Source organism: Haloarcula sp. Atlit-7R (assembly GCF_003666065.1).
GTDB lineage: Archaea > Halobacteriota > Halobacteria > Halobacteriales > Haloarculaceae > Haloarcula > Haloarcula taiwanensis.
On record NZ_QXIK01000008.1, the window covers coordinates 50,181 to 74,143 of the forward strand.

Sequence of the window (23,963 nt, forward strand, 5' to 3'; positions counted from 1 at the left end):
TGGACTGAAAGGGCGAGGTCGCTCGGTCCGTCCCGGGCCCCGCAAGCACCGCAACGAGCTGGCGAGTGAGGCGCGCAGCGCGGGCCCCGGAATGATCGGTCGAGCGACCGAGGGCTTTCGAGGTCTGGGTCACCGTCATCGCAGTCACGAACACCCACTCGGGCACGCCGTGTCTCCAGGGGGCGACAGTGGTCGTTCATCGAGGGGCGTTCCTCCTGCTTCACCCGAGGGGCTTTCGTCGGCTGCGAGCCGTGATTACCCTGTATCAGATTCGTGAAAAAACCACGTCTCGCTAAGAGTTGTCACACGCACGTCTGTCCCCATGGCACTCCCACTATCCCCACTGGTTGCCCCGGTACTCCTGTACACACTCTCACTGTCTCCACCTACGGCGCCGTCACTGCACATTGCCGTTTCACCATCACCGATCTCCCTGTCCACCTACTGTCGTCGACGTCGTCTCATCCCACCCGGACCCCACCTGGGTTGGCCCACCATCGAGACTCTCTTGTGGGCCATGTGCGGGTCCCCGCTTCCCGGCTGTCCACCGGCTTCGTTCTCTCTAGCGTTCCTGATATATCGCCACCCCTGGGGGGCCACCAGATCCGCGCTCGTTTGAAGCCCGCTGCCGGCGGTGCCCGGCTTCACCTCTGTTTACCCGTCTACCCCCCTCTTTCTTTGGACAAATACCCCCAGGTAGACATAGAGTGTAAACTATGCAAATCCGTTTATAGCATCTATAACTCATTTTGAACTCGTAACCAAGTGTGTAAACTGTTTTGCCGGTTTACCGTTGAGGGAAATTTCGGTGTAGAAGAGTGTGAACGGCATAATTCTGCACGTAGAGCGGTATTCCCGAAGTGATTTCGCCGGTCAAGAAGAGTGTAAGCCCGTCAGAAGAGTGTAAACGGGTGATTTCAGCCGATTCGGGATTTACAGTTTGGAGATTGCCACCCAGGAATTCGCAACCCCCTCGAAAAAGAGTGTAAGCCCGTCAGAAGAGTGTAAACGGATGAATATAGCACTTTAGCCATCCTTGAATTGATTTGACGAGCGTTGTGGGTGAAAAAATGCTGCAAGATACTCATACTTACGTCTAATCGCATTTTCGGGACTAGAAATCGGTGTGGGTAGTAAGAAGAAGACTCGAGATTCCCGCCATCCGTGAGTAACGGTGCTGTATCATGGGATTACTTCCTTAGCCACACTCACAGGCTATTATCTTAGAATCCTAATATAACTGGGAAGAAGGCCAGGGAAAGTAGCAATATCATAGACTGGTCTACACGCGAAGCCCATATACTATCCGAAAATTAAACTGGTTAAATTAACACAGATAATCTTAATCAGACAACCGTTGCTGCCCGCCCCGTTCATTGTCTTCGAGCTGGTCGTACATCTCTTGAGGGAAAGGAAGGCTCCCGTAGATCGAGTACGGACAGGCATGCTTCCCGATGCAGTGAGATTGCATATCGGGGTTGTCGCAATGCATCGGAAATGGAGTATTCCCATTGATATCGCCGTTCCGCAATTCATAACGAGCCTGATAATCAGTGGTTTCACGGTCGTACCAGTCCCACTTACTTTCAAAGAGATCGTGGATGTCATCAACCACGGCATCTTCCCTCTGTTGCTCGGGTAAGTTGTGATATCCTTCCAGCCAGTACACCATTCGAACAAAGTTATACAGGTCCTTTCTCACCGGCCCACTATTCTCTAATTTTAACGCTTCCACCATATTTTTGAAACACGGTAATTCGAAGATATCATCCAGCGAATCGAGGGTGATTTGTTTCCCACTACCGTTCGACCCAACCGCATATTCGGAGTTCCGGCGGTCGTCATACCGCCGCACATCTACCTGTTTGTAGTCGGCAGAATCAGCGATGGTGGCTAGGCTATTAGCGAGGGAACGGACACTTTTGATCCTCTCTTTTGCGCTGCTTTCTCCAAAGCCATTAGCCCCGTAATCTTCTATCGCATCGTAGTAGACTCGGGCTTTGTTGTACTCGGTTGGGTCCAGATCGTCGACCTGGTTGGCCGCATTTCGGACGAGTCGAAGCAGATTTTCCTGGGGGTCCCAGTCGGTCCAGAGTTGGTCTTTATCTCCGTGTTTTAACAAGTCTTCAATCTCCGGTTGGATGTTCTTGCTCTCGTTGAAGATGGTCTGAATTTCGTCGTGGTCGATGGCTTCCCACCCGAACTCGATGAGTGCTTCAAACGCGTTACTTTGTCGTTCCCAGAGAAGCGCTTCGGCGTGTTCGATGGGGACGTAGATGTTATTATCACGAATATGATAGTGGGTTTCACCGACGGCTTCGTTGTCTTCGGGCCCATATCGACCGCCCCAACTGCCCCCGTGGAAGCGGGCCTTGCAGCGCTCGGTTGCGGCGACCATGGGGATCTCGAAGAACTTGTCGAACTCCGGGTCGGCATCTTCGTGCAAGACGATTGCAGTGGCTCCACAGGCGGGATGAGGCCGCGCCTGGTCCAACTCTTTTTCGTATAGTCTATCGCCAATATGAAGGAACCAGTCTGGATCAAATTGCCCCATCATGGTCATTAATAAATTCGTATGCATGTACTGCACATGCTGAATCAGCTGGATTTTTTCAGGGGGAGCGTTTTCGAGATATTCGTGTTTGCGGATGGCGCAACTGGCTAGTGTACTCAAGACTGCAAGGACACCTGGGACTTTGAGCTTGGGTTCATCGAATCGTTTGGTTCGAATTGTGGGGTTGAATGCCCACTCGCAAATTGTGTCGACGTCTTCGATGAGGTCTTCTTCGCCGCCCCCTTCGGCGTACTCCTTGAAGCCTCGATCAAGGACCTGTTTGAGTTCGCTGTTCGAGTGCTCGTCGGCGAAGGCGAGTACTTCCCACGCCTTCTTGTATGAGTCAACTTGCATTGGTTTGGGGCTACTGTGAGTCGTTCAGCGGCGCGTCGGCGTCAGTCAGGAACTGGGGCTTGGCTTCCTTGCGGTAGTCGAAGTCTGGGCTGGAGATTGGTGTGACCACCCGAGAGACGTCTGCGTGGAGGGAGTAAGGAAGTCGCATCACCCTGGACGGGTCAGTAGTAACTGGCTTGTCGATAGGGATACCCAATTCGTGAATCAGGTGGTGGGTGATCAGCTCGCGATTTTGCTCCCCGTATCGGTACATTGAGTCCTCGTCATAGAGATATACGTGACAGCCCTGGCCAGAATAAACAGCCTGAGTAGCTGTGCTACCGAGGTTATCGCGGAAGAATTCTTTCACCTCAAAGCCGTATTCAATGGATCTGTCAATGTCGTCAAATCTGTATGGGTAGCCTTCTGGGGCCGCCTCAAAGACGCCAGTTTCTCGTTTGATTTCCTCGTTAGTTTTATTCTGTACCGTGGTCAGTTGCTGTTTCGCCCATTCAAGTGCAACGTCTTTCGCGTCAATATCTACTACTAGCGCCCAATTGCGGTCGTAGAAATCAACGGCATAATATACAGCCTCAGGAATAGAGGGCTGGTCAATGAGTGCTGGTGATGCAAGGGCGTGTTTGCCCTCTATCGGATCGTTGCTCCCAGGTGATTGCACAAATTTGACGATGCCATTTTCTCCCCGCCACTGGTCTATGTAGTTGTTCTGGTAGGCCTCGCCGTTATCGAAGAGTGGACGCCGAACAAAATCTTTCGCCGGGACTTGCTCTCCCTCAACTGGGTGAGCTTCGGGAAATGCGATTCCTATTTGCTTTGATTTAGACCCTCGAATAAACTCAGGAATATCTGAGATTCTCTCAGGGAATTCGCTATAATAATACTCTTTCAACTGCTCGACGGTGGCATTTTTCCAAGCCATCTTATGTCCCCCCTTTGAGTTTCTCTTCTAATTGAGAGTAGGTCCAGACCTTGTGAATACCATCTTCTTCATTTTCATCCAAATATTTCTGTAAGAACTGCGCCCTATCTGTCGTCCTGTTGGCTGGTTCTACCACGCCCTGGTCTACAAGAGTGTTCCACACTTCCTCAAGTGTAGAGTGACTTGGGGAGGCCCAGACCGCTTCTCCAGGGGCAGCCGCTAACTTCTGGTAGTCGTCAACGACTGCGCCTTTGTTATTGCTTTGAGTCTCAACTTCGCCTACGAACTGAATACTACCGTCCTCGTTGTATCCAATCACATCATACGTTTCGCCGTCGTGCTCCTCATACTCGGAAATAGTGACTCCAGGAAGTTCTGAGAGCGCTCTTGAGAGTAGGAAAACACCCACTCTGTGACCGATCTTCTCCATGTGGTCACCGAACTTGTTGCCGGGGACGCCATTGTTGATTAGCCGCCACCCGTCCCGGGTAAGCGAGTAGTACTTTTGACGCAGCACAGTTGCTGGGTCGATATACCCCTCATCTTGGAGTTTTTCTAGGTCTGGTTCACCCGCTCGCTCATCGAAATTGTTCATCGAGTCAGTAAGCTCGTACCCTTCCAAGGCATCTCGAAATGCGTCGGCAACGAGTGACATGAATTTGACGTCGTCTCTGCTTAGCCCGAGTTCCTCGCGCTCTTCTCGGCTAAGAAGCGACCCATTCTTTCGAATTGGAGATTCAAGCGAAACATCTGCCGGAGATTGGGTATGGTCCTGAGAATCAGATTCGGACTCGATTTTTTCAGCTGCTTCTTCTGCTTGCTTCACTACTTCTCCCGATATATTGAGATTGGTATCAAGCCCTTCTGAACTGCCGGCATCCTCGCTACTGGTATCATCTTCGTCCGATTCGGGAATGGGCTGTTCAACAGTACTGTCAACTTCTACTGATTCTTGATTCGTCATTATTTCATCTTCAGTTTCGGGTTCAGACATGCTCTCTTCGTTGTCACTATCGCTGTTAGACGACGCAAACTTACTGTGGTCAGTGAACTCGTTTGCATTCACGCTGCCTTCCTGTTGCGGCCCGTCGACGTCACTAACGTCTGTTGATTGGGTGTCGCTATCCGTGCCGCCCCCTCCGCTGTGCTTAAATGCTTCCCACAGCTCAGCAGGTGTGACATGGGTTCCGTAGGCCTCCGCTTGGTTAGAGAGCGTTACTAGGGCGCGGTGGAATTCTTCGGTGTCAGCGCCGTACTTTGATTCAACGTCGAATGCCGCGGCTTGGACACCACTGGGACTCGTCATATCGTTGCTGCTAAGGATATCATTTATTTCGGTCGCTGGGAAGGGAGATATATCTTCGAATAGCTGGTCTGAATCCCCACTTCCGTTGGTGTTCGCTGATATTTCACTCGGACTAGCTCCTGCGTTTGAGGACCCGTCTGCTACTCTATCAGATTGGTCGGAGGCATCAGTCAGTGCCGTATCTGATTGCGAGACTGGACCCGATTCAGTAGACGCAATTGCATCGCCACTTGTGGACGTTTCACCGAACATTCCATCAGTGAACCCTGATATGGAGTCAGCATCTTCGGTTTCCGCTTCAGGGGTGGATGTTTCGGATTCTTCGGGTTCCTCAGGTTCGGAATCATCGGAACCGATGTCTGAACCGGTATTTAACTCTGTAACCTCTCCGTCGTCGTCGAGGTCTTCTGGGTCGGGGCGGGTGAAGCCGTACCGGTTCTGGGTGCCTGATTTTCGAGTGCTATACCTCTCATAGAATAGTTCACGTTCAGAGTCGTTGAATGGCCTTTCCCCTTCGGGGTGGCCTTCGGGAATTTCCAGTGATTTGAGCGAGAATGGCGGTGGCACGTCGACGCCGAATTCTGGTTCTGGTAGGTCGACAATCCACTCACCGCCCCGGAGTCGTCGTATTTTGTTCTTGATGGCGCTGGCGTCTTTCTTACCGTGGATAAGTGAGTCAGCGATTGCTCTGTCCGGATCGATGTGGCCGTATATTTTGGACTGGACGTTGTTTTTCAGTTCGTCGAAGCTCCCTTCGACTCCGTGGTTGGCGACCTGCCCGGGGAATTGCATAATCATCCCCAACGAGAGGCCAAATTCTCGACCTTCTGGAATCAGGGTATTCGTGACAAGTTCGGTTGAAACGATGGGGGCTGATTCGTCGATGACGACTTTGACAGTGTGTTCGATTTCTTCGTGTGAGTCCCGGTCGTTGTAACGGGCTCTGACCGCTCCCCAGAGCGCAGATAGGATATACATGCTGAATGCCTGCTGGGACTCGTCTCTGACGAAGTTGCCAGTGTCGAAGAGGAATATCGTATCCGTATCGAGGTATTCCCGGAAGTCAAGAGCACTTTTTGGCGGGTCGACGTCTTCGATGTCGACGTTGTCGTTTTCTTCCGCCTCTTTGTACTTTTCTTTTGTCATCCGGTTGAATTTGTAGGTCCCGTTTTCGTCGTCCCATTCTGGATTTTGATTGAATAGGCGGTAGAGGTTGATGTCTTCCTGCAGGTCGTCCAGGCGGTTGATGACCGCCTGCATGGTGTTTTTGAAATCTTGCTCACTGTTATGCAGTTGGTTGCTCAGGATATGCTCAACCTGTGGTTGATGTGAGACTCGAGGGAGGTTCTGATTGGCGTAGAGGTCAACAGCGAGCGAGTACAGGTCGTCTAAGGTGTAGTGACTGTCACCGTACTTTGCGTCGAATTGTGCTTTGATGAGCGCCCCGAGGACGGTCTTGGCGACGTACGCGGTGGAATAATTACTGTCAATCATCTCCATGACCATATGGAACTCGTCCACCTTTTGTTGGATTGCGTCGTCGCGATTCATCCCTTCATGGAGGTGTGGGCGGATATCGAAGAAGGGGATTGCTGGGAGTGTTTTTGGGACGTCAAACACTTTCACGTCTCGGAGGTTGCCAAACCGAGCTAGGTGAGATTTGCAGTAGTTTTCGACCATGTTCCCCTGCTTGGGGTCCACGAGTATCGTCGGCCCACTGGTGTTTGCGTGAGCCGAGAGCAGCATGGATATCGTGTTGACGGTTTTCCCTGACCCGGACGCTCCGAAGAGTGCCCAGTGATTTGTTAGCTTCTCTTCTGGGAGACAGGTTGGATCGTCTTCAGGGATACCGTTCTCGTCGTATGCATAGCCGAGTGCCATCCCGTCAGAGAACCCTTTGTGGATTGCTGGCCGGGGCCGACGGAGAGGCTCAATGTCTTCGTCGCGTGTCCCGGTAGATCGGAACACGTCGCTGTCCATGTCTTCTCCGCTTGGAATGATGATTAGTTCGCCTAATTCACGTCCGTTGACGACGATTTCTGGATGCTGTTTCGGGTCATTCCAGAGGTTCAGTGATGTGAACGTGCCACGGCGATCTTCGGTTCTGACGATATTTCGCTCAAAGAAGTTAGTCACGACTTCATCAGCGGTCGGATTGATGCCCATCCCATTGTCCCCTTTTGCGGCTACTTCCCCTGTGATTCCGTAATAAACCCCGTCAAGGGGGTCCAGTAGCGGTGTGAGGGACTGCATCGTTTCACGGATGCGTTCTTGTTTTTCTCCCGGCGGCTCCGTGGGGTCACTTGCGTCGTTCGAAAAGTCCGATTTCGGGGCAAGGGAGATAGCCCGAATGTTGATATCAAATGTTTCCTTGGGCCGTTTGTTCTCAATGAGCTTGATCCGCCGATACTCGTAGGCTTTCAGGTCTCTGTCTTCGCCTGTCTCGTAGCCACCGAGGACGTATTTTTCCAGCCAAGGTTCGTCGAATTCCCCCGACCGGATATTTTTCTTCCTCCGCTGTGCTTGTTTATCCCAGTCTGGTTTAGATTCGAATACGACTTGATATGCTGTTGGGTCAACGGCCTCCTCAAGATGAGTGAATAGCGTTTGGAGCGCTTCTGGTGAGCTAACATCTTCATCATGATTTTCAGAATCGTATTCTGGATTGGATTCTGTTGCGGTATCGAGAGTTGTCATCCAGTCCTTTGATGTCTCTTCTTGACCGTACCAACGGGTAGCATTAGGTTCGGTATATTCTACGCTGGGCCGAACGAGTATCTCTCCGTCCTCCGTCAGCGTCGGCCCATCCAGCGTAACCAGCGGTTCGTTTTCTGGGATTGTGTCGGGGTGATTTAGTTTGACTACTCCAGTGAAGTCCTCATCTTCGATGACAATCCGCAGTGGATAGATTTTGTCACTGTCTTCATAGACTGCCCGGTCATCGTCTTCATCCGTGCTGGTCTCACTCCGGTCCCCGTCCCCCAAAGAAAATTGATCATCGGTTTCATCTTCCATTGCAGCTGCAGAGGCGGTTTCCCCAGTACTGTTATTGTCACTACTCGGCTTATCTTCAGAGTCTTCTGGGGAGTCGGTAGACGATGTTGTGCTGGTATCTGCACCGTCCATCGAGCCTTTGGTCCCCCCGTCGGTAGAGATATCTTCGTCAGATTCTACGGACTCACCGGAATTTTCTGATTCAGCCCACTGGTTGTCACTCTTGTTCTCACTCGCCTCTTCGGAAGCAGACTGTGCGGCAAATGGGTCAGTAGACTTCGAACGCTCCCCCTCTGTTGACTCGGGAGAGTTTGTCTCCCCATCTAAGTCAGATTCGGGAGAACCAGTAGAGGCGTGGATACGGCCTTTCGATTGGATGAAGTGGTCTGCACTGTCATTGTACGTTTCCGGTTCAACACCCAGTTTATCACGGAGATTCTGCGTAGTTTTTCGGTCAAACCATGGCAGATTGTCGCTCAGTTTTTCGGTGGCTTCGCCATCAGTTTCTTCGCTGTTGTCATCGAGGGCTTCGTCCAAGTTGATAGCAGCGACCGCTTGAACCCCTGTGACGGTTGGCGTACTCTCTTCATTATCAATTTCGCCGTGCCGGTTTATGATGTCCAGATACTCTTCTTTATCTCGGTACAACTGGTCCGCTTTTAGCCTAGCCTTGAATTCGTCGATGCTGATTGGAATTGGCTCGATGAGGTTGTGGCCAAGATCAAGATGTACTTTTTCAATATCGAAGGATGACGGGTAGACAGACTTGAGCCGCATTTTGAGGGTATCGTGCTTCCCGTCGGCGGAGTAGTACAGTTCCACTGCTTCATTTTCGCCTTTAGAGAGGGCAACAAATTCGAATGTAACGGGCTCTTTCTTTTCGGGGGTTGGCACCCCTGGAATTGCATCGCTGATGGCTCGCCCGACCCCTGATTTTTCGACAGTTTTCTTTAGGTCAGCAAGGCTTGTCAGGTGTTTATCAATGTCTGAGGTGCCTTCTGATGCTGTCGATGGAGTAATTTTGTAGAATGGTCGTATTCCTGCTCCGGACTCTGGTTTGACGTCGTAGGACATTATTGAAGGACGTTTGTGAGTAGGATTTGGTTTTTAGTTGCGTGTTGGGACTGAGTGGTGCGCGGGCTACCGAACACCGTGGGTTATTCTAAATTATCACCGCCGTCAGTAGCGACGGTTTGGTTTTTCATCTCGGCGCTGCGTTCGACAACTCGTTCGTGGTCGGAGACCCGCAGGATATCTATAATCTTCTTATCCAGATACTCTGCGAGGACTTTTTCGGGGTCTTCTCCATTGTTAATCCGTGGGATTGCTTCAACTAGATATTCCCAGCCGATTGCTTCAAGCGCTTGTTGCTGTTCCTCGTCGAGCGTTCGGACAGATCCAGTGAACTCTTCGCCAGGAACTGCAGGATTGGTTAGTGTCGAGTGCTCGTACGCTTCTTCTTTCCACTCGTTTAGATACGCACGTATATTATGGACAAGTTCAGATTCTTGGGATAATTCGCGGAGTCCTGGCAGCTCATCCCGGTTCTGTTTGTCAGGGTCGAAACTGACTACCTCGTCTTCGGCTGGAAGTGCTTGTATTTTGACTGGATACTCATTCTGGTTGATTTGGAATAGTGCGTGACTGTGGTCGTAATTTTCACCAGTCCGTAGGTCTTGGATGAAGTTAGCGTGTGTATCGGATAGGTTGAGTTCGTCTTTGAACTCGTGGATTTCACGGGTTCTGTGGAAGATAGTGAGATAACTGTTGTTAATAATGTCAGTTGCTTCGTCAGTCCTCATGAAGTCTTTGACGTTCTGGGTAGCGAATCTGATAGACATATCGAAGTGCCGAGCGTGACGGACCCGCTGTGAGAGGAATTCTAGAGAAGCATCATCTTGCAGCATATACTGAGCTTCGTCGATGATGAATATGACTTCCTTCTCGGATGCTTTGGCCCGTTCGTAGATGATCTGGAAGAGCAGCTGCATCATTAGGCCAGACCCACCACCTTTCGAGGACTCCTGCTGCTCGAGGTCGACGTAGATGAAGTCCTCGTCTTTGATGTCCATCTCCGACTGCTTCCCGAGATTCTGGTACTGGCCGGAGACGAAGGGTTTCAGGTACGTGTGTAGTTTTCCTGCTTGCTCTGCAATGACTTCTTTTTGCTGTTCGTTAGCAGGATCAAATTCCCCAGGGTTATTCGCCATGTGACCCAGCACTTCCCGCAGGTCACGGATGGTCGGGCTCTCCTTTGAGTGAGTCTCAACGTTGTGGGTGATACCCTTTCGACGGTAGGTCTCCACGAGCGCGTCATTGAGGATGACTCGTTTCTCTCCGAGTCCGTCTTGGAACCCTTGCGCTCTGAAGTAGTTATCGAAGAAACTCAGAGCAGAGACGTACTTGTTGCTGAGTGGGTCAAATGCCTCCCCAATTCGGTCAATTGCGTCTTGTGGAGGCTTCTGAATTTCGAGGGGGTTGAGACCTCGGTCACCACCGACAACTACATGCTGTGCTTTGAGGGCTTCTGCGACCCCGTGGAACCCCCCCAGCGGGTCCAGCATCACAATCATTTTGTCGTCGGTTCTCGACGCTTCACGGAGTGCCTGCAACTTCACGTCGTACGATTTCCCCCCGCCACTGTCTCCGATAATGACTTGATTGTAGTTGGTCTCTGAGTCGAACGGGTCCCGGATTAGTGGCATTCCGTTCCCGACGTGCTCTCCTATTTCTATGCCATTGGGATTGAGCTCACTTGAGACGTTCATTGACCCCAGGAGTGACCCGACGCCCCCTCCAAGGAGGACTTGTGAGACATCAAGTTCTCCTTCTTTCCGGAGGACGTCTTTGCCGATGGGCGACACCGATTGAAGTGCCTGCATCTGCCTCCCACGTATCGTGGTCAGGCTAATTTCACCGGGACTGTCCCGCATTTTCGTCACGAGTTGCTCTTCCTGCTGCTCAAGGCTCTCCTCATCGTCTGCCCGGATTGAGACGTACATCGAGGTCTTAAAGGGACGGGACCCTTCTTTCAGCGCTTCTCGAATCTGTTCCATGTTCTGTGCTTCGGCTTCCTTGTCGCTCGCTGCATAGGTCGACCCGGACCCCGCGCTTTCGCTCTGGATGGAGGCTGCTGCACGGAGATCGTCGGCCCGACGTTCAGCATCTCGAATGGCCGACCTCCGATTCTGCGGCTGGAAGTGGATGCTCATGTCGAACTGGAGAGTCGGGTCCGAAAAGATGTGCTCCAGCGGACGTGTAGTCAGCGTATCTGGCCATCCTTCAGCGAAGAGGACTCGCCGATACTGATGTCCAACACGGGCGTCGTAGAACCCCCTGTCAATTCCTCCTGGGGCCAGGGTTCGCTGGTGGAGTTCCGAAACGTCGTCAAGCCCAGCACCAGCGGGGATTTCATCGGTCTCAGCATTTGCTGTCGCTTCAGACTCTTCGGATGCATTTCCACCGCCGGCTTCCGATTGCGATTCATCAATAGCGGCCTGCTTTGCCTCCTGCACAGCTGAAACTGCACCGCCATCATCATCATCTGACTCGAAGGCATCATCCGGCACAGGGTCGGTATCAGCACTACTGCCAAGGTTGCTCCTGGATACAACCGTCGACGAAACTTTGAACATCCCGACGATGACGAGCAGGTAGAGGACAGCCCCAATCTCGGGGATTGAGCAGGCTGTACTAGTACACGTCTCAGACACCACCGGAAGCGGTTCAAAGAGTAGGTTCCACCATCTGGCAGGAATAGCCGGAAGGCTGTTACTTTGAAGGATAGTCAGTAGGTTCATTCATCATCACCGTTGGTATGATTATCTTCGTGGTTGAATTCTAGCGGGTCTTCTGAGATGGGCGCATTCGCCCCCTCCTCCTGAGACGGGTCACCGTTACTGTCAGATGACCCCCCATTGCCGTAGTTCGGGTCATCCGAACCCGATGTACCTGTCCAATCTTCGGGTTGTTCTACTTCGGTGACAGCCTCAGTCTTTTGCTCTTCTGCGTCACCGTCCGATGTTCGTGATTTGAGATGCTCTTTCACCTCGGGAATATCTGTTACGCCAGTCACCGCACCCTGCTGACGGATCTCGGGACTGGCCCGATTTTCGCCGGTCCAGAAGGAGTGCATGATTTCAGAGTACTCAGCTGAAGAGACTGGCCGAGATTCGAACTCTCCATGAGACTGAACGCATGCGTTATCCAATTTCGAGACTTTTCGACGCACTTGTTGCAGCATCCGTACCTCACGCTGATGGTCTTCAACTTCGGAACGAATGTTCGTCAGTATCTCGAAGAAGAACCCGATAACAGGAATGTCGACCATCCTCTCTATCGGGGACTTGGTTCCTGATTTCTCGATGTTTATGTCCCTCGGCGATACCTTGCAGATGAGGTAATAGTGTGGTATTTCAGTCCCCCGCTGCTTGAGGTCCTCTGGCCGGCGCTCAATCTTTTCTTTCAGGATCGCCTCCATAATGGGTTTTGTCTGGATATCTTCATCATCTAACCTCGCCTCTAATTCGCTAATGTAGTCTTCTATCGGAAATGGCCGCGTAGTCACATAGAACTGGAAATAAAAGTCAACATTCTTGTTCGCCTGTTCTCCGATGTCCATAGCCAGCGAGGCAAAGTCATCGGCGCTGTCAAAGTCTCTATTCGGGGCTTCAATCCTGAGGGCAGCGAGGTAATTTCCATCCGTTCGCTCAACTACGTGTGCATTAGGATAGAACCGCTTTATTTGGGTCATTTCCCGGGTCGTCTCGTCTGCCTTGAACTCTCTTAGCAGCCCATCTTCAATGTCGTCAGGAACTGATTCTGTAGAGGTATTATCAACTACCCCTTTCCGCTTGAAGTAAAAACGGAGTGTCGAGAGATATTCGCTCACGTTAAGATAGCTAGGCGCGGCGAAGATGAGAGTCAGTGAGCATGTCGCGACGAATAGTACAATCGGCGCGGTGAACATAACTGAGACGTCGTTGATCGTCAAGAAGAGAAATACCATTAGTGGGAGACCGAGTCCCACAGCGATATCAGCGGTCTCGAAGCTAGTTTGCCAACCGAGGAAGGTTATTTTGTCGGGCTTATCGAGCGAGTCGATTGTGCTTAGGTTCATTGTATGATGTTGTTTTGAGTTGGTTACTTCACGTTCCGACCGGGCTGTGTGTGGTACGAACAGGGGGATCAAGCCCACATCTATGACACTTAGGAGATTTCATTCCCTACCCTCCCCCTCTCTAACCCAATCAGGGACTGGCCTATCGTTCGCACTCGCTTCCCCTTCTGGTTCTTCTTCAACACCGCCTGACTCTTCGCTTTCTTCGCCATCGTTCGGAGAGTCGCCGAAAACGTCCTGTAGTGTCTCTTGCACACCTTCGCTGCCCCCTTCCTCGCTTTCAGACAATTCTTGGAATGGGTCAGAACTACCTGTAGTGTTGCTGATGCTCTCAGTCTCCTGACTTATCTCGTCGTCAGTGCTGTCGACATCTCTTCCAGGGGTGTCTTCGCTATCAGGGGGGCTACTATCAAAGAGGTCATCGGTGTTGTCGACACTGCTGTTGATTGAGTCGTCTGCAATGTCAACTGTGTCAGCACTGTCGGTGCCTTCTTCACCCTCGCTGGGTGAAGCGCTGTTGACCCAATCTGGTTCTTCATGACCTTCAGCCCTTCTATGGCCAAATTGAAGTCCGGCCCGATCTGGATCAACTGAACCTGCATCAACTGACCCGGGGCCATCTTCGGTGAAGATGTCTTTCCAGTCGGAGTAACCTTCTTTCATTAATCCTCCGCCCCGCTTCGCCAAACCTCCAGCAGCCTGCATCCGGTCTTTAGTCTTGTCAACGTTCTCCCAGTCGATAGCGTTGGAGTCCTCGTCGAGGGCATCGAAGGTTTCCTTTGTCTGTGAGAGCCCTTCTCGAACTGCGGTTTGACGTTCTCCCGGGGGGCCACCTTTTTTGATATCGCTACTGGTTCGCCCGTCTCCTTGACCGTAGTCGCCGAGAGTGTTCTGCCCCTCATTTACTCTTGTACTACCGCCACTACCCGCTGGGCCTCCACCAGGACCTCCACTACCGACACCTGCACCGCTACCTGCACCGCCACCTGCACCGCTACCTACACCTGCTGCATCAGCGCCGAGGTTCACATCAGCCATATTACTGAGATAATACATCTGGCTCACATTCGACATAAGGAACGGAGATGCAATCCCGATGAGCGCGGGAATCATGATGAGGAAAGGATTGATAACGGAGTCTACAACACCGACTCCGATGCCGCTTGAAGATAAAACGCTTTCTAGAATGCCTTCGTCACTCCCTCCAAGAATAGCCATGACTCGCCACCCGGCGGCAACAGGAATCGTCCACAGTGCCGTGGTAGCGAGCTTGTTCCCGAAACTTTTGAACAAGTCGCTCATGACAGGTATTTTCCCGTAGACAACCGCGAGTATCATCGGAAAGAGGATGACGAACGCGATTGAACCGATTAATCGAATAACATTTACTAGGATTAGCAACACGAACAATGTGGACCCGACTGTCAGTTCTAAGTAGTAGAACGCTGCTGCAATACCCACACTCGCTACACTGAGTTCGGGTATAGCGGCTGTCATAGCTGCAGCATCGGGCGTGATGATTTGTGTGAGTGCGTGGGCCAGGTTTAGATACGCTCCAGCAAGCCACCAGCTGATCAGGATGAGACCGAACCCCTTTGCCATACTTTTCCTAGAGCGTGCGCTTTGCTCTACGCTAATGAGGTTCGCTGCAACTCCCCCCTGTCGAGCAAACCAACTGGTGATAAGAACCGCAAGCGATGCTGGGACCATTACTGTCCAGTGGAACTCCCATAGAGTAAGCCAGAGTCCGCCACTTGGCGCAGACATAACCTGGTTCGCTGTAGTCCACTCCGGATGTGGTACTAAAACAGTGAAGTCAGCAATGTCTGCTAAAATCTGCCCCATTGCATTGGCGAGCGGGGTGAACAATGCATCTAAGAACCCCATCAAGCCATCGATGACCCACTGAACTGAACCTTGAAGTTGCATCGTGGCTACCTCGAATCCGGCTGTGAAATGGTCACTGTCGAGTCTCCTGGTTCGTCCGGCATCCGGTTGGACTCGATTTCGTACTCGACCCTCCGACTAAATTCGAAATTCCCTTGGGGGGTATTGACCGTCACCACGAGGTCTGTGGTTACATTTTCGGCCGGGAGGGGAAGCCCGAGAACCTTGGAACCAACCCCGTACTGAATTGAAGATGTGTCCCCTGAGTAAACCTCGATTGGGTACTCTTGTTCTGGTGCCAGGTCATTACTGGGGTACCTGGCTTCTGTATTCTCAATATTGTATTTGGGCGGAATAATACCTTCACTATCCTCCCAAGCAATCCAGTTAATTGAGGTGGGACCCGACCCGTTATTTTCAACATTAACGGCGGGGACGGTCAGAGGGTTCTGGTCGCCCACTTCTTCGTTCGGGGGAATCTGAATGCTGATGGACACCTCCGGACGGATATCCTTTGTCGCCTCATCAACGATCTCTTCTGCTTCGCTGTCGACTGCGACGATTCTATACTCTCCGGGAGAGTACCCTTCGACCCCGAAAGAGACCCTTTCTGCCCCAGTGGCGATGTCAGTTGACGCCTCTTCTTCGCCACTTGGATCAAACACGGTCACGGTGTTGAATCGGTCAGTAGACTGGAGTCCGACGACAAGGTCAAACCCCTCAAAGTGGATATTTTGGAGTACCGAACTGCCACCCCCTTCGGTACTCTCACTTTCAGTTGAGTCGGCTGAGTTTGAGCTACATCCAGCCACAGCGATTGCACTGACCGGTACGAGACCTCGGAGTATTGACCGCCGACTGTAGTTCACCATTATCCTTCCTCCTGTGTTTGCGTAATCTTCCGAATACTTTCGGCGTGTAGTACGTCGGTAAAGTCTGTCAGTTGAGCATTCATGAGTTTATCACCGTTTGTGAGGTGGCCAAGTGTCGATGCCGGCGACGTCGTCCAAGAGGTACATCGTGACTAAGACCGGGCCCGTAACAGCAAATAGACTGAGGAATAGCGTAATCACCCCTTCAACCGAAGTGAAGGGCGCTACGCTGTACCTCGCTATTGAACTCTCGTAGGCAACACTTTGCCCGCGCCAGCTCGCTGGCTTAAACCGTACAGTTCCAGATGCTGGCCCTTCGAATGTCACAGTCACTCTACCGTTTTCACCAGTCAGAACGGAATCTCCATTTGGAAGGTGGATCGCCCCTCCGTCACGACCTCGGCTGTTCCGACTGACAAGGTTGATTGGCTCTCCTTCGAGAGTTTGCAGTGTGATATTGAGTGCGACGTGCGTACCGTTCGCCTCAATCACGGAAACAGAAAGTTCAGATTCTTTCTGTTCAACAGTCCTCGTGAGAGCGGTTTCGCTCACCAGTTTCTGTTCTCCGTGGACAATCCCGGCCATTTCCATCTGATTCGCACCCCTCCCGAGCGCTTTAACCTGCAATCCTCTGGTCTGATTGTAGTGGGGCTGAAATGCCTGGGAGTTGTTTTTCGCGACGTCGACGGACACATTATCATCAATGGTCGACGTGGGAGATGATCGACTCTTTCCATCCAGAGTCCCTTCGAGGAACACTTTCTGAGTCGGTGATTGACTGACTCGAGACGTTCCCCGGCTGCTGGGGTACGCGTATGTCTTGACCGGGACAGTCTCAAAACGGGTTGATGATGACCCGTCGTCAGTGCTGGTAGTAGTAACCGTATCCCAGCCTGTGTCGCGCCGAGTGTAGAATCTCCACCCGGTTGAGAACTGTGTCCCGCTGACGTTCAGACCGGCCCACGGTTGACCTTTTGACTCGGCCCAGATTTCGGTCTTATTTTCATCGGTAGACCGACTCACCTGGAAGTTGCTGGTATCGTAGACCTTGATATCCCAACTGTCTGTGGTGATTGTATCTTTTTCAACGATGCTGGTGTCTTCTTTCTCGAATTTCGTCTTCGGGGTGCAGATAGTAACGATTGAACCATCTGGCTTGATTTTCCTATTGCACACCTCGTATTCGACTTCAACCCATCTGACCACCTCTATCTCAGTATGGATATCAGCAACGAGGTGATACGTCCGTTCTTCTGTGCTCGCCCCCCGAGCGGTATATTCAATCGAGGGGTGAGACATGTTGCTTGTTTCTTTCCCGAGGACGTACTGGTCCTCGCTGCAGGGGTCGGGGTCAGACTTGATCTGCTGCTCTGTCCGGCCTTCGATGAGGCAGACAGATTCGATTTTGTGACTGTCAATCGTTCTGTACACCTTCACCCCGTCGCCACCGTCGCGATCATCAACGGGGCTTTTGAGTCGGTAATCTACAACCCCGTAGACTGTCCCACTTTCGGGGATATATTGGACTGTCTTTTCGTTACTTAGCCGAACCGTCGTCGACGGCGCGTGCCAGAATTTTGTGGAGTGGGCGTCCTGTACCCACTCATCATCAACTGTCTCAGCTGAACTTGGATACCTAGACGTATCCGAGTCGCCAACGCTGAAATTGCTAACTTCGTAGCGATTCCAGTTGTGGTAGGTATCTGGGGGAGTGTTGTAGGTAACATCGGTATGATTCCCGATGCTGTTGAACGGGGGCAAAGGAGGACCAGACTCTGAATTGCCAGAGCCATCGTAATCTGCAAAGTAAACCCCTGTGTCCCCATCGTATTGACGGCTGCTACTGTGGTTAGCAGGGACGTCTTGATCGAGTGAAAAGGCAACTCCCATCGTGCCGTTCTCGTAACCGTGTTCAGTGGAGTTTTGCAGACCATCGAATGAGTCTGCTTGTGCTACTGGAACGAGCGACCCAATAGCCACGCCGGCGATAACAACCACGGTTACGGTTCGGATATCCATTTACAGGTCTCAGAATGGGACGAGCGTGATGCAGTCTCCCCACGGGAGGCCGCTCTGGGTAATGATGATGTAAAGGATAGGCCCTCCGAACACCAGTTTGGTTGAAGCACTGTATGACTTCTTTCGGATGCTCTTCAGGCTCTCTCGCCGTTCATCATCAACAGGTGCTGACTCAACAGCAGAGGTGCCAAAGAAGGTAACAGCGGTGCCTATCAGCCCACCGTAGGTTGCCAGCTGGATGATAGTGTTGACTGTGTTACTGATAACGCTGGCTTGCCCCTCTCCGCAGATGGGATCGCCATCGCTTTGAGCTGCAGCAGTGCCCATGAACAGGAGCGCCACCCCGACCATGGCCATCGCTTTCAGTAGTACAAGGTCTGTGCGACTAATAAGAGGGTCTGTACTGGCTTGTTCGTCTTGTTCCGAGTTGTCGTTATGCATCTTTGAGTATTTGCGTCTGAAGGTAATCTTGGAACTCTTGGTAGTTTTCAAACTGTTCCCCGATGTCCGTTATTGCTTCTCCGCTTTCCCGGATGAATTCGAGTTCTTTCTCGAATCGCTCCGGGTCAACGGTAGCGGCGATTTCGTCGTCAATCTCGGTTTGTAATATTTTGGACGCCACAATCTGACTATTCCACTCCAGCCAGACACTGTGGCGTTGTTTTAGCGAGATTGTCATCCGGTCCCGAGTTGTTACCATTTTGAATTCCTAATAGTTGTACTATCCTTCCAGTTATCATACTCGACTAGTCCGTTTTAAAATTTATGCAAGCCGTATGCACACCACAGGTGTCCGGTAAGAGATAAATGTATTCTACCTGTCTAATTCAGCGAGTAGAGTCTATTCTACGCCGAAGAGAAAAACACTGAATATTGGGGGTTTGAAGGAGCTTTATTTATAAATCTAAAATCAAAGGTGATAACCGGAGTGTATGTGTACTATTTTGGCTCGGACTATCTTGGGATGTGATTTCCAGAGGATCAGCCCATACTCGCCTTTAGAGCCAGATTCCTGTAGTGGGGCGAGTAAACGTCGTCGACGGAGACGTCACCCTTCTTGGAATTGACGGGTTTGGTTGACTAACCCGGTTCCTCGGACAGTCGCATTGATTGTTGTTTGTCCTGGGGGCTGGACACGGACAGTATTCCTCCCCTCGGTCATCCACTGCGGTTCGAGCTCCATCCGGTATGTCCCGGTCAAGTGGCCGTCAGCACTTAGAGCCGTATCCGGAACCGTCGCCGAATGCTGGACACCGTCTGAGTCGGTGACAGTTATAGTTGGATTTTCAGTCTGATATGACCGGTTAGAGAATGTAACAACTGCATTAGCTGCGGTATCCAGCCCATCAACCTTTCCAGTGGAGATTGAAACAGAGTGGGTCCCCGGTGGAAGCGACGAGATACTTTTTGTTTCTTCCTGAGTGGGGTCGTCAGGCAGTTTTCCACTTCCTGCAAAGTCGGCAGGATATTGATGAGTCGAACCAGCCATTGAGACCGTTACTGATTCAGGAGCTGTGACAGCAGTATATTCAACTTCGTATCTGACTGTTCCATTCAGCGTGGACAGGTTCAACGTATTACTTCCTAGTGAGAGATTGGAAACGGGAACATCACACTCTTGTGCCTCACCCGTAATCCCTGGTTGCTTACACGCAGTTGCCCCGCCTATTTTGAAACTTGGAGTTTTTGTAACGTTTCTTTCAGTGTACTTTAATTCATATTCGATCTTGTTCACTTCTGCGTTGAAATCAAGCTCTTGAGTCCCGTGTTGGAGCCCAGGGGCCTCAAGGGTAACAGATTCTCCTTCATCGAGGGTCCCCCGATATCCGGCGTCGTTGAATTTATCATCATCGTAGTCTACCCCCGGATCTTCAAGTAGGTAAACCGACTCTCCAGATAGAGTGTAATCAACAACACCTGCTTTTGTAGTGACTGTAAGGGGGGTTTGACCTTCTTCTAATCCTGAAAGGTCATACGTAATGCTCTCGCCCTGACGAAGTATTTCATTATGCTTCAACTCCTCCCCTTGTACGGAGATTTTCGGGTTTTCAGCCGCAGTGCGATTTTTATATGTTACCACAACCTCTGGCCTCGGACCTGAAGCACTATCGGATGAGATTTCATTACTCCCTGATGAAAGACCGCTAAGGCTAACCGTAGTAGGCGACGTGACTGGACCTTGCTTGGTTCCGTCAACATTTCCATCTTTCCCTACATCAACAGTGGGGCTTTTTGTGGTCCAATTCGCAACGTAGACCACAGTCCATTTCGGGTCAGGTCCAGTCTCTGATTCAGCTGAGAGAGATACTTGACCACTATCAAGTGTTTCAAGCGTCCTCGTCGCAGTTTCATCTTCCTTTAATATCGTATTCAATTTTGCTTCACCGTTACTGTCGTCATCTATGTCGACTGAAATGTCCTCGGTGGAGGTCACTGCTTCATAATATAAAGTATAGTGTACTCTTTCTCGTGCAGTAGAGATAGATAGTAATTGGTTGCCACTGCTGTCGATTGGGATATTACGGCTCACTGATTCATCCTCTCTCAGAATCCCCGGGTAGGTAACCGTTCCCCCATTAGAGAGTTCTACCGTTGGGTCTTCTGTAGCTGTTACTTCGTTAACAGTGGCTTCCCAACTCGGTTCTGCGCCATGATGGCTGATACTTATACTGGTGTCTCCTGGGGGAAGCGTGACTGACTTTGATATGGACTCTCCGTTCTCCAACGGCCCAGTTTCACTCCATCCATCAATTTCACCGTCGCTCGAAGTGACAGAAATGTCTTCTGTCACTGACTTCTCATCCCAATTGACGGTATAATCAGCCCCGAGACGGTTTTCGGTATCAATTTTTATTTCGTGTGTCCCTGGTTCGAGAGTCCCAAGATTGAGAGTGGTAGTACCCTTGGGCCCGACATTTGCTGTTGAGACTGATTGTCCATCAACTGAGACCGTCGTTTTCCCTGGACCTTCTATTTTGTAAACTCTCGCTCCAGCATCTCCCGAGGCTTTACCATATTCACCCTCTATGGTTTGCCACCCAACTAACCGAACCCTTGGATTGTCGGCATTTTCACCTATCGTCACGGTGGTACTACCCCACACGTAATCCGTTTTTTCATTGTCATCATCACCGTGGATTGAACATTCAGACCACTTTTCACACCTTACGCTTGCGGACCCCACCGTTCCTTTACCTGTGATACTAACCCTCCCGCCCGCGGCTACAGGCTCGTCACCCTGATGTTCTATGCCAACAGAGCCACCAGCATTCCAATCAACCCTGTACGTGGTTCCCTGATCCAGATAAATAGACCCGATTCGGTCGTAGCACTTTGTGAAGTCTGCATCATCCTTAAGCCTGCTTTTACTACATTCCACATTTAGCAGGTAATAGTAGTCGTCTCTGCTTTCACCGTCTAGTTCTAATTGGACATTTTCAGCAGGAACATTTCCGTCGACGTGTACCGTTATAGAACCTCCATCAGAAACACTTCCAGTCTGTCTCGCTGTTCCAAGGTGATTCGTATTTCCGGTAATCGTTACTGTTGCAGATGAGTCAACGTTGCCGTCATTGGCAATCCACGGGTCTGACTCACTGGTATAAGTTTTCGATACTAGGGTTTCCTCACCAGTGAATGTGATCTCCCCGTTTCGTGGTTGGGTATTTCCGACTAAATCAATAGACTGCGTTGTAGAACTAGACGTGCCAGATATCTTTTCGGAGGTTACCTTTTCACGACCCTTCAAAGTGATTTCTGCCCCATTCTTCCCATCGGGCGGGTCGGGTGGCATGTTCCCCGAGATGTCAGCCTGTTCTGTCCCAGTACCGCTAATGGATTTTTGAGCAAGTCGTGTTTCTGGGTAAAACGTGACAAACGCATCTGAGGGGGGAATGTTTCCGCCAACGTTTATTCTTCTAGAATATCCAATTTGTCGAGACTGTTCCTCACCGATTAGCGTGTTTCCAAATAATTGAATTTGGGTATTGATTGGGCCACTGTTTCCTTTGATGTTTTTATTGAAGTCTTTATTTGAGATATCGCTGTGTGATTTTGAGAATGGCTCTGTTCGGTTTGAACCGTAGATAGTGAGAGTCGGCTCGTTATTCTCCGAGGGGCCTACTGGATTAATTGACCCCTCGACGTCAACGACCCGTACAGTATTTGAATTGCCTGTTAGCGTAACATCTGTAGTATTATATTGCCCGTAGAGCGTTATTGTGGCGTTTCTGGGGTGTCTATTCCCGATGATCTCAATGCTGGGGTTAGGCTCTCCAGACTGGTACGCGCCTTCGGTATCTTGTACTGCGACTGTCTCGTTGGCGCTGAGTGCGAGCAGCGTGGTCTTCGTTTCCTCGTTACCATCCACGTAAAGCAACCCATTAGATGATTTCCCACTTACTGCCTCTTTGCTCAGGGTACTGTTGTAGGCTCCTGTTAGTGCAATACTATAGTTTTTAGCGTTAGCAGATTGGTACACCGTGAAGTTCCCGGATAACCTGCCCCCCTTCCCTTGGAGATATACTCTTTCAGACTGCTCTAACTCGAACCCGATACGATTCAAGATCACATTCTCCTCATCTTCAAAGTAGAGCACACCGTTTCTCTCGGTTATGACGGAAACGTTCCCCCCGGAGTCAACCCGTAGCCTAACGTCTCGTGGAGCAACATTTTTTGAAGCGTTCTTCGGCTCGACGAAGAGAGTGTGGTCCCCAGACGAAACGTTAGTGAATATGTATTCACCGTGTTCGTTGGTCCGTGTGGTTCGGGGGTCAGAATGCAAATGAACAGTAACATCCTCAGCTGGATTGCCTTTTGCATCGTAGACACGACCTTGAACTACGTACTCAGTGTTGGCTTCCCGCAGGACTGAATCATACACTTCAACCCGGTCCCAATTTTGCTCCCAATCTTCGCTCAATGAGGTATCTGTCCGTTGACTTGGGGTAGTGCCCGATGGCCCGTCAGAACCATCTGAGCCGTCTGAATTGTCAGTTTCAGTCTGCTGGTCAATCTCAGTTGAATCAGTAGTATCTGACGACTGATTTTGGAGGTCTGAGGTCAAGTCTGGCTGATCAGCGGGCCGAATTTGGGTGGCATTCTCCTGATTCTTATTCAACCATGCGACTATCGCTTCTTCGGCTGAAGACCGGTCATCAAATATGTAGGGGCGGTCACTGACAACCCCACCTGGGTGTAGGTAAACGACGTCTCCGTTCTTCACACCTGAAACGATGAACTCGCCGTCCTGCTCGTAGAGGCTCCATATGTCTGCTGCCGGGTAGATGTCGTTCCTGTCTTCCTGCTCGTCTGGTGCGGGGTATTGCTCAGGGTTTTCGTTTCTTGCTGTTTGCCACGCTGAAATAGCATCTCTCGCAGCAGATTCGGTGTCAAAGAAGTGTGGATTTTCGGAAACATTTGCACCCTCACCGAGATATCGAATTTCCCCATCAAAATTCCCAGATACCAGATATTCTCCATTGTTCATATAGATAACCCACCCGTCTACTTCTCCCACTTTATTGAATCCAGAGTCGGCTTCTGCGGTACCGCCGTTATACACGAATCCGAGGGACAGGAGACCTCCAATCAGGAGGGCAGTAATCAAGACGGTAAGGGCTATCTGGAAAACCCTCCCCCGAACCTGGGGAAGTCGAGCTTCTGCACGCCACTGACCAAGTACGTCGCGTATTCTGTCAACCCTCCCCGGAGAATACTGCTTGTCAATTTCGAAGGACGGTATGGGCGTTGGATTTTCGCTCCGGTAGTAATGCTGGCATCCGGGAGTAGTACAGCCAGATGCTTGCCGCACTTTAGTAAGGTATGTGTTGTATCGGGAAGCGTGACTGGATATTATTTTAACGCCCTCTCCGCTGCACGCAGGACAGACCAGTTCGCTTTTTGAAGTGGCAGCTGCCGTTGTAGAGTTCTCAGACATT

General features: G+C 51.0%; 11 protein-coding genes. All 11 read right to left on the reverse strand.

Features of this window, described 5'->3' with window-relative positions:
• Positions 1–1,342: 1,342 nt before the first annotated feature.
• Positions 1,343–2,908, reverse strand: coding sequence for a primase-associated protein (locus tag D3D01_RS15825; RefSeq protein WP_121512859.1), 1,566 nt, complete (start codon positions 2,906–2,908; stop codon positions 1,343–1,345).
• Between the two features lie 10 nt (positions 2,909–2,918).
• Positions 2,919–3,827: a hypothetical protein gene (locus tag D3D01_RS15830; protein WP_121512860.1), complete on the reverse strand. Its 909-nt coding sequence runs from the start codon at positions 3,825–3,827 to the stop codon at positions 2,919–2,921.
• A gap of 1 nt (position 3,828) precedes the next feature.
• Positions 3,829–9,201, reverse strand: a complete 5,373-nt coding sequence (locus tag D3D01_RS15835; protein WP_147439919.1) for a hypothetical protein — start codon at positions 9,199–9,201, stop codon at positions 3,829–3,831.
• Between the two features lie 83 nt (positions 9,202–9,284).
• On the reverse strand, positions 9,285–11,927 hold the full coding sequence (locus D3D01_RS15840) for a VirB4 family type IV secretion system protein (protein WP_121512862.1): 2,643 nt from the start codon (positions 11,925–11,927) through the stop codon (positions 9,285–9,287).
• Positions 11,924–13,246: a hypothetical protein gene (locus D3D01_RS15845; RefSeq protein ID WP_121512863.1), complete on the reverse strand. Its 1,323-nt coding sequence runs from the start codon at positions 13,244–13,246 to the stop codon at positions 11,924–11,926. The genes D3D01_RS15840 and D3D01_RS15845 overlap by 4 nt, the downstream gene beginning before the upstream one ends.
• A gap of 99 nt (positions 13,247–13,345) precedes the next feature.
• Positions 13,346–15,175 carry a hypothetical protein gene (locus D3D01_RS15850; protein WP_121512864.1) on the reverse strand — a complete coding sequence of 610 codons (1,830 nt, stop codon included), beginning with the start codon at positions 15,173–15,175 and terminating at the stop codon, positions 13,346–13,348.
• Between the two features lie 5 nt (positions 15,176–15,180).
• Positions 15,181–16,005 carry a hypothetical protein gene (locus D3D01_RS15855; protein ID WP_121512865.1) on the reverse strand — a complete coding sequence of 275 codons (825 nt, stop codon included), beginning with the start codon at positions 16,003–16,005 and terminating at the stop codon, positions 15,181–15,183.
• Positions 16,006–16,095: 90 nt separating this feature from the next.
• Positions 16,096–18,024 (reverse strand): hypothetical protein, encoded by a 1,929-nt coding sequence (locus D3D01_RS15860; protein ID WP_121512866.1) that lies wholly within the window; start codon positions 18,022–18,024, stop codon positions 16,096–16,098.
• Positions 18,025–18,033: 9 nt separating this feature from the next.
• Positions 18,034–18,381 carry a hypothetical protein gene (locus D3D01_RS15865; RefSeq protein WP_147439920.1) on the reverse strand — a complete coding sequence of 116 codons (348 nt, stop codon included), beginning with the start codon at positions 18,379–18,381 and terminating at the stop codon, positions 18,034–18,036.
• A 76-nt stretch (positions 18,382–18,457) separates the two neighbouring features.
• Entirely contained in the window at positions 18,458–18,703 is a 246-nt protein-coding gene (locus tag D3D01_RS15870) for a hypothetical protein (protein WP_121512868.1), read from the reverse strand.
• Between the two features lie 369 nt (positions 18,704–19,072).
• Positions 19,073–23,962 (reverse strand): carboxypeptidase-like regulatory domain-containing protein, encoded by a 4,890-nt coding sequence (locus D3D01_RS15875; protein ID WP_121512869.1) that lies wholly within the window; start codon positions 23,960–23,962, stop codon positions 19,073–19,075.
• Position 23,963 lies beyond the last annotated feature (1 nt).

Bases quoted from the DNA above. Each gene is read 5' to 3' on its own strand.
- D3D01_RS15825 (WP_121512859.1), bottom strand. From the start codon at position 2,908: ATGCAAGTTGACTCATACAAGAAGGCGTGGGAAGTACTCGCCTTCGCC.
- D3D01_RS15830 (WP_121512860.1), bottom strand. From the start codon at position 3,827: ATGGCTTGGAAAAATGCCACCGTCGAGCAGTTGAAAGAGTATTATTAT.
- D3D01_RS15835 (WP_147439919.1), bottom strand. From the start codon at position 9,201: ATGTCCTACGACGTCAAACCAGAGTCCGGAGCAGGAATACGACCATTC.
- D3D01_RS15840 (WP_121512862.1), bottom strand. From the start codon at position 11,927: ATGAACCTACTGACTATCCTTCAAAGTAACAGCCTTCCGGCTATTCCT.
- D3D01_RS15845 (WP_121512863.1), bottom strand. From the start codon at position 13,246: ATGAACCTAAGCACAATCGACTCGCTCGATAAGCCCGACAAAATAACC.
- D3D01_RS15850 (WP_121512864.1), bottom strand. From the start codon at position 15,175: ATGCAACTTCAAGGTTCAGTTCAGTGGGTCATCGATGGCTTGATGGGG.
- D3D01_RS15855 (WP_121512865.1), bottom strand. From the start codon at position 16,005: ATGGTGAACTACAGTCGGCGGTCAATACTCCGAGGTCTCGTACCGGTC.
- D3D01_RS15860 (WP_121512866.1), bottom strand. From the start codon at position 18,024: ATGGATATCCGAACCGTAACCGTGGTTGTTATCGCCGGCGTGGCTATT.
- D3D01_RS15865 (WP_147439920.1), bottom strand. From the start codon at position 18,381: ATGGCCATGGTCGGGGTGGCGCTCCTGTTCATGGGCACTGCTGCAGCT.
- D3D01_RS15870 (WP_121512868.1), bottom strand. From the start codon at position 18,703: ATGACAATCTCGCTAAAACAACGCCACAGTGTCTGGCTGGAGTGGAAT.
- D3D01_RS15875 (WP_121512869.1), bottom strand. From the start codon at position 23,962: ATGTCTGAGAACTCTACAACGGCAGCTGCCACTTCAAAAAGCGAACTG.